Origin of the sequence: Chryseobacterium sp. 2TAF14, from assembly GCF_052115105.1 — a bacterium.
In the GTDB taxonomy this organism is placed as follows: Bacteria; Bacteroidota; Bacteroidia; order Flavobacteriales; family Weeksellaceae; genus Chryseobacterium.
In genome coordinates, this window is record NZ_JBFRGA010000222.1 from 1 (window position 1) to 3,842 (window position 3,842).

Sequence of the window (3,842 nt, forward strand, 5' to 3'; positions counted from 1 at the left end):
GATTGAGAAAAAACCCTCTGTTTTCAGTCAGTCCGTTGCGGAATAAGCCCCATAAAAGAGAACATCCCATTTGTGCCAAAGTGGAATTGATATACAAATCCTGCTTTTCGAGCGCTTCTGCCAAACTGCAACTTGGCGCATCATCCTCTACTTCTGAAAGTTTTAAAAGTTCTCCAAATTCTTCTGTAACAAAAAGGTAGGTTTTCCACCGTTTCATATCTCTCGGAATTGGGTTGCCTAATGTCAATGATAATATGGATATTTTTTTGAGCTTCCTTGCGCAATACTCCCACTGAGTTTTCGATCACAAACAGGACAAGTCAAAAAACCTCTAAGAAAAAACAGTTCTTTTAAATCATCTTTTTTAGAAGTAGTTTTTCTTTTTGAATTAATAACAGACTGAACTTGATAAAATAACGATTCAGATATTAAAGGTTCGTGCAAACCTTTTATCATTTGTTCTTCATTAGATTTAAGTTTGATTGATATAAGCCCACAGTAAATTGGATYCCGTAAAATTAAAGGTAAATCTGACTACCCTCGATAGACATGAAACAAAAGCCGCTTTCAAACCATATCTAGAAAAAGGTGCCTATTGGCACCATATCCGTGAATTGATCGACATTTCATATGGCAGGCCAGTACTTATTATAGCAATTTTAAGGGCTATATTCAATAATACGAGGATCGAAACTATCCGGCAGAACGATTTTTAAAATCCTATGTCGGCAATTATTTTGATGAATTTCATTTGGAATTGGCAAAATGGCAAACATAAGTAAACTTCGCTCCAAACGTCTACTTGAGAATATTGCTCTCATTGAACCATTCAATTTCGACGATCAGCATATAATTGAAAAGCTTAGTAGTCTTCACGACATAGCACGCCCCGAAATAATTCTTGCTCTTAAATTATTGAAGGATTACGGCTTTGTAAGCGGCAGATATGAGCAAAGCATCAGGCCTGATTACTATAGTGATATAATTTTAGAAAATATTAACGCAACTGATGCTTCCAACTATATCATGTCGTTCGGCGCTCAATTGGATAATATTATCATAAATCTAAGTAGTGTAGACGAGGGTGATAGTGGGAAGGGCTTGTTATTAAATAATACTCTTAATGAGTACGTTGGTTGGATTGCTGAAATAGACGATCCAACAATTACCACTGAAATGAAGATTTCAACAATCAGTCGCATTCTACATACAGTTGGAAGAATCGTATATGTAAAGCCAGAAATTGCTATGCGTGCCGTTGACCTTTATCTTTACAACATAGTTAAAGATGGTCATCCTGTAAGGATTGAGTTTGAGGCTAATTTAAAGTACCCGAATTATTTTACTGAGGCCCTAGGCAATAAAATAAACAGCATATTATCAAGCCYTCTTTCGTTCCCTGCGTTTTATGGATTTGTATTTGACAGGATTTTCAAACTTTATGAACACACCAAGGATAGTAAAATCTCCGGAATCTATTCGTATTCAAAAAAAGATGTAGTTGAAAACTTCAAATTAAACAGGCAGTTTTATTTTATAAGGCGGTTAAAGCATAGACCAGAAGATCATTTAGCTAATTATTTTCTTATCCGAGAAATTTTGAAACAGATGTTAGTCCTGGATTTTACTATCTATGAACCTAGTGCTACAGATCGTGATTCCTTATCGATCACAAGATACGCTCTTCCCCGCAGTGAGAGTGTTCAAATGTTTAGGCTGGAGACTATACAGCTATTTATTTACTATTATCAATTATCAGTTTTAACTGAATATAAATTAGAAACATTAAAGGCAATATTGGATATTGTACGCGGAATTTTCGCCTCTCATAGAAATCCTAAAGCTTATCAAGATAATTCAGAAATAGCGCAAGTACTGGGATTTTTAGAAAATAATGCTACGGACTTTGAATTATTAGAGCAGAAGGAGGTGTTAGAGAGACTCCCCCATTTCATTAAATGGAATATTTCAGAAGAATTTATCCCGCAAATTACTCGAATTAAAGAGCTGTTAAAACCAAAAAATTTGGCAGAGCGCTTGTCTCAGCTTTTTAGCAACTCCATAATATTATCGTTAAGGTGATGATATGCGCAACTATATCGCAGAAGAATGCGATAATATTGTAGGTACTTTCAATGAGCAAAAACTTGCTGTAGCTATGCGAAAATTTCTGGAGCCTCAACCATATCCTCCACACTATTTTTGGGAATTTTTGCGAAATCTCTGCAAAAGCATACACAGTATGCGATTTATTTCCATGACAACCTTTTTGAAATTAAGTTACATTTGTACTATCAGTATGCGAGTGGAATATTATCGACGCTATATTTCGAAAAAAACCTGCAAGAAAAATATTGGAATCGTATCAATCAACTGGAAGTTTTGGATACTTGGCAGGCAGATAATGTTATCTTAAATAGTTACGGTAAGCTGTATCCATTAAATTTCAGCCATAAAAGTTCATAAATGGCCTTTCGCTTGAAAACAATTGGAATTTCTGTTAGATTGATATACTTGTTCAGCAATTTTATCCACATATCAGCGTGGTGAGTCAGATAGTTTGTTATTTTGCAATAATCAGCCGCATGTAATACCTGATAAAATTCTGCTGCAAGAAAATGTTCTATATTTTCCACCGCACGCCAACTGCTAAAATACTCTCCATACCATTTGTCATCTTCATCTCCTGTAGAAAGCAACACCGAATCCAGCAAATGATGGTCAAGTTTTCTTTGCTCTGAATCGCTGACAATTGATTTTTCAGATATTTTATAATATAGGCTTGCAAAAACACCTTCCCTTGTTGATTTTGCAGAGGAAAATCCCGTAGCGTCTATGTGCATATAGATATCTTCAATCACTCTTTGCACTGCTTGATCTGCACCAATATCTTCAAAATTCCAATGAATTGTTTTTGCAAAATCCTCCCATACACTGTCAGGCAGTTCGCCCACAATAATTTTCGTATCGGCTAAGTCTTTTGCTAGTTTGGGATCTTTCTCTTTAATGCCAAATGGTTCTACATATTCAAGTACAATCTCTTTAACTTTTGCCGCAGATCTTTTAATCAGGTCAACAGACATTTCATCTTGATTATCTTCCCATTCTTTTAGTAATTCAGCATCATTTCCTTTATATGTGCCGGCAACAGCAGCATTTGTCTCAAAAACGAATTCAATCTCATCAAATTTATACTCGCCTTTAACAAATAACATAAAAAAATGACTTATAGCCTTTTTCACCTCAACGCTTGAAAATGAAAAGTTTTTTGATGAATATAGTTTCAATTGGATAAATCTTGAGGACCAGTTGTCGAGATTTCTTAAAAAAATATCCTCCTGATAATCACAATAAATTACTTCATTTCTTTTTTCGATATAACTGATAAGCCACCTTCAAAATCTTATCAATATCTGTTAATAAATGGTTTCGATAGAGTCTCGTTAAGCTCACAAGACCGACATTTGCAGATTTTTTTCTCTTATGTCGGTTTTTTTTTATTTCCTAATCCGTTGTTATACTGAGGAAATATCAAAACCCGATCGTTTTTTTGCTTAAAGATCGTGCTGATGATTTCGGTTCCAATTCTTCAATTTGCTCTCCGACAGTCTTTTACCTCTTTGTAATCTTCTTCATCTGATTGTAAAACCTTTCAGATAAACTTTTGAATAATTTTGAATACAGTTGCGGATAAATATCAAGCATACTGAAAAAATTGACAGTACACAACCTTAAAACCTCACATGGTCCTAAAGCTACAGCACTCATAGGATATGATTTGTTGAGAAAAGCAGAAAATCGCCAAAGCTTTGCCCTTCTTTCATTACAGTGTGTATAATCTC

General features: G+C 34.8%; 3 protein-coding genes and 2 pseudogenes. 1 reads left to right on the forward strand and 4 read right to left on the reverse strand.

The genetic code is table 11. The annotated features are described in order from the left end of the window. Both AB4Y90_RS16305 and AB4Y90_RS16310 read right to left on the reverse strand, forming a co-directional pair. Positions 1 to 245: pseudogene (locus AB4Y90_RS16305) on the reverse strand (PRTRC system ThiF family protein); the annotation flags it as partial. Further along, a complete protein-coding gene (locus tag AB4Y90_RS16310; protein ID WP_441558631.1) occupies positions 244 to 519 on the reverse strand; it encodes a recombinase family protein in 276 nt (91 codons plus the stop codon). The pseudogene AB4Y90_RS16305 and the gene AB4Y90_RS16310, both read right to left, overlap by 2 nt. 246 nt (positions 520 to 765) lie before the next feature. Here AB4Y90_RS16310 and AB4Y90_RS16315 point away from each other — a divergent pair, with 246 nt between their 5' ends. Continuing rightward, positions 766 to 2,082 (forward strand): hypothetical protein, encoded by a 1,317-nt coding sequence (locus AB4Y90_RS16315; protein WP_441558629.1) that lies wholly within the window; start codon positions 766 to 768, stop codon positions 2,080 to 2,082. Between the two features lie 338 nt (positions 2,083 to 2,420). On the opposite strand, the gene AB4Y90_RS16320 is transcribed toward AB4Y90_RS16315, so the two are convergent. Beyond that, positions 2,421 to 3,287, reverse strand: a complete 867-nt coding sequence (locus AB4Y90_RS16320; protein ID WP_441558630.1) for a hypothetical protein — start codon at positions 3,285 to 3,287, stop codon at positions 2,421 to 2,423. Between the two features lie 325 nt (positions 3,288 to 3,612). After that, a pseudogene (locus tag AB4Y90_RS16325) lies at positions 3,613 to 3,842 on the reverse strand (hypothetical protein); the annotation flags it as partial.